The sequence below is a fragment of the Mesorhizobium sp. M8A.F.Ca.ET.021.01.1.1 genome (assembly GCF_003998025.1).
In the GTDB taxonomy this organism is placed as follows: domain Bacteria; phylum Pseudomonadota; class Alphaproteobacteria; order Rhizobiales; family Rhizobiaceae; genus Mesorhizobium.
In genome coordinates, this window is sequence record NZ_RZSJ01000618.1 from 1 (window position 1) to 3,550 (window position 3,550).

The 3,550-nt window shown below is 61.9% G+C and carries 3 protein-coding genes; 1 reads left to right on the top strand and 2 read right to left on the bottom strand.

Features of this window, described 5'->3' with window-relative positions; all coding sequences use genetic code 11:
• Both EOA36_RS30885 and EOA36_RS30890 read right to left on the bottom strand, forming a co-directional pair.
• Positions 1-645: ROK family transcriptional regulator (locus EOA36_RS30885; protein ID WP_145969390.1), on the bottom strand; the 645-nt coding region annotated here is incomplete at its 3' end.
• 209 nt (positions 646-854) lie between these two features.
• Positions 855-2,159 (bottom strand): M23 family metallopeptidase, encoded by a 1,305-nt coding sequence (locus EOA36_RS30890; RefSeq protein WP_127280698.1) that lies wholly within the window; start codon positions 2,157-2,159, stop codon positions 855-857.
• Between the two features lie 303 nt (positions 2,160-2,462).
• Between EOA36_RS30890 and EOA36_RS30895 the strand changes: the two genes are divergently transcribed.
• Positions 2,463-3,464, top strand: coding sequence for a sterol desaturase family protein (locus EOA36_RS30895; RefSeq protein WP_127280699.1), 1,002 nt, complete (start codon positions 2,463-2,465; stop codon positions 3,462-3,464).
• The last annotated feature ends 86 nt before the right edge of the window (positions 3,465-3,550 follow it).

The window sequence follows — 3,550 nt, forward strand, 5'->3', positions numbered from 1 at the left end:
GAAATAGAGATAGTAATAATCGGAATGGCGGGCTCCGATGCCATAAAGCCTCTCGCCCATCGCGGCGGCGGCCATGTCGCTCTCGAAGAACGCCGGCAATCCCGTCGCGGCCGTCAGCCGTTCACGCAGCGCCACGTGCTTCCACCCGGTCATCGTGGTCGGGCCGACAAAGCTCATGGAGTCCACGTCGAACGGACCGGGAAGCGCCATGCCGATGCCGATGACGCGGCCGCCGGGCCGCTTGCCCGTCAGGTCGCGAACCATGGCGCCAATCTGGTCGAACGCATGATCAGGCGCCGCGTTGGGGGCTTCGCGGCGTGAACTCTCGATAACGTCGCCGCTGAGATTGATCAGTGCGGCGTCTATTCCAAGCGGCGTCAGGTGGATGCCGACGGCATAGCCGCCTTCCGGGTTGATGCGCAGCGTCGCGGGTGGCAGGCCACGGCCCTTCGGCTCTTCGCGTACGGACAGGATGTAGCCCTGTTCCTCCAGTTCGCGAACGATGGTCGACACGGTCTGGACGGTGAGCCCGACATGCCTGGCGATGTCGCTACGTGCGATCGGGCCATGACGGCGGATGGACTCCAGCACGATGCGCCGGTTGTACGGCCGCCCGAACTCCTGATTGGTCCCCCGCAATGCCATGCCTTGCGCCCTCACGTGACGTAAGGTTCGCATCAAATATTTATTCAGTCAAATGGAATTCAAAAATAATCGGAGCGCGGACGGAACTGAAGATCCGTGGTGTCTCATCCTCGGTGGATCAGCGATGAGGCGGGAGACTGCCTGGTGAGGGAGAGGCGTCGCTCGGCCGGTGGCTCGGGATTCAGCTGGCGGGCGAGCGGTTGCCCTTGTCAGAGATACTGCGCGACTTTCCTTCCGACGGTCAGAAAGCGTAGCGGATCGATCGCCTCGCCATTGTGCCGCACTTCATAGTGAAGATGCGGGCCAGTCGAGCGTCCGCTGCTGCCGGTCTTGCCGATGATGGCGCCGGCGTCGACTTTTTCGCCTACCGTCACGTCGATCTCGCTGAGATGTCCGTAGCGCGTGGCAAAACCATTGCCATGGTCGATCTCGACCATACGGCCATAGCCGCCATTCCAGCCGGCCTTGGTGACGACGCCGGGCGCTGTCACCCGCGCCGCCATGCCGATGGGCGCCCTGAAATCCATGCCCGAATGCAGCGCGGCCGTGCCGAGAAGGGGATCGGTGCGCACACCGAACGGGCTGGTGACGGAGTGGCCGGGGGCGGGATTGGCAAGCGGCAGCCGGCGCGCTTCCTTTTTCAGCTGGTCGAGCGTGTCCAGCGCCTCGTCCAGCTCCTTGACCTTGCTGTCGAAGATCATCGACGAGTCGAGCGGGATCAACGGTCCGCCGACATCGCTTTCGTTCTTGCCGAAATCACTGTCGACCGGCAGTCCGGCTGCCTGCAGCGCCTGCTGGATGGCATCCGCGCTTTTGTAGGCATTGTCCGCGAGCGTGCTGATGCGGCTGAGCTGCTCATTCTCGATGGATTTCAGCGACTGGTTGATCGAGACGAACAGCTTGTCGGCACGATCTGCCGCTGAATCGCTGGGCAGCGGATCGGTGCGGGTCGACCACAAGGAGAAGGGCCTGGTGTCGGCGGTGCCGAGGTCGGCGCCCAGGCTGGCAACCGCGTAGGTCTGCGCGGGCTGGTTGATGCTGCCGGTCACCTCGGCGCGCTTGTCCGTCTTGGCGGCCGCGGCTGGATCGTCGGCGGGTACCGTTCCGGCGTCGTTTTCGGCGCGTTGGAGCAGCGGGCCGAGACGGCCATGCCGCTGACTGAGCTGCGTCTGGCGCTGAAGCAGTTCGCTGACCTTGGTTTCCATCAATTGCTGATCGAGCAGCTGCCTGCTGGTGATGCGGTCGACCTGGGCTCGAAGCGCCGAAATGCGGTCCTCGTACGCCTGCTGCATCCGCGCCTGGCGTGCGGTGGTGGCGCCGATCAGGTCGTCGCGCAGCACGAGATAGGATGTGGCCAGGAGGTAGCCGATGGCAATGGCGGCGAGTGCTGAACCGATGAATGCCGCCAGCCAGGGGCGGACCGTGAAGTGCCTGATCTCGTTGCCTCGGGCGATGATGACCGTATGTGGTTCCTTGCGCCTGCCGAAGACTGCGGACTGACCGGTTGCGTTCACGGGACCAAGCTTTCGTTTACGACACCACGAGAGCTTGATTACACATTATTAGGGTTAACAAAGGATTGCCCTATCGGCCGCGCGGCGCCGAATGCACGCAGCGCGGGCACGAGGTTGCGCGAAAATCTCCAGGACACGGACCCTATGCCGCGGAATCGTTGGCGATGAACACTCATGTTCTGTCGGGAGCATCCAGTAGCTCGCAGAGCAAGGCTCGGGTTTCTTAACTGTCTTCGATTGCATTTAGTTGACGCTTTTCGAGTAAAGGCGTGTTGGTATTTGGGATTCACCGTGGCGGTAGGAATGCTGGACGATCTGGTTGGCAAGATCCTCGACAAGATTTCGGGCACCAGTCTGCTGGCGACCGGGCTTTTGCTGCTGACGGCCTTTGTCAGCGCCCTCGTGGCCTATTGGCGCACGGTCGAGGAGAAGAGCTGGAAGGAGTTTTTCGAGTTCGTCATCCCGCATGAGGTCATCACCCATCCGTCCGCGAAGGCCGACCTGCTGTTCTGGGTCACGAAGAAGGCCCTGATGCCCTTCCTGATGCTGCCCGCCGGAATCGTCTTCGTCACGGCGGTGGGCTACGGGACCAACTGGCTGTTTTCCACACTGTTCCAGTTCCAGCCGCCTCTGATCGAGGGGCCGGCAGGGCCGGTGACGGTGCTGATCTTCACCGTCAGCATGCTGCTTGCCTACGACATTTCCTATTATCTCTATCACGTCGCCCAGCATCGCTATCCGCTGCTTTGGGAACTGCACAAGGTGCATCACTCGGCCGAGGTGATGGTCGGGATCACCAAGGACCGGGTCCATCCGCTCGACGAGTTGATGAACCGGGCCTGGGACGGCCTCATCGTGGGGCTCTGCTTCGGCATCTGGTCGCTGATTTCGCTGAACCTTGTCGAACTGACCGTTTTTGGCGTCAACGTCTATGTCATGCGCAACATCCTGATGATGGATTTCGTCAGGCACACGCATTTCAAGATCTCGTTCGGCCCGCTCAACAATTTGATCCTGTGTCCTCATTGGCACCAGTTGCATCACAGCACCGATCCGCGCCACTACGACAAGAACTTCGGGCTGCTCTTCTCGTTCTGGGATCGGCTCTTTGGGACATTGTGTGTGCCGAGGCCCGACGAGGACTTCAAGTTCGGGCTGGTTGACCGCGATGTACGTGACTACCAGTCGCTCGCCGGCCTTTACGTCATGCCGTTGAAGCGGATGTGGGGGCATATCGCCAGGCGCATCCGGCCCGGAAAGTCACGCTCACGCACCTCGCGATCCTCGGAAGGGACACGGCCATGAACGCTCCCGTTGTGCTCGCCATCCCGCGGACACGCACCTTCGAAATCGTGACATCGGCGGTGCGCCTGGCCGAGATCGCACCGGCC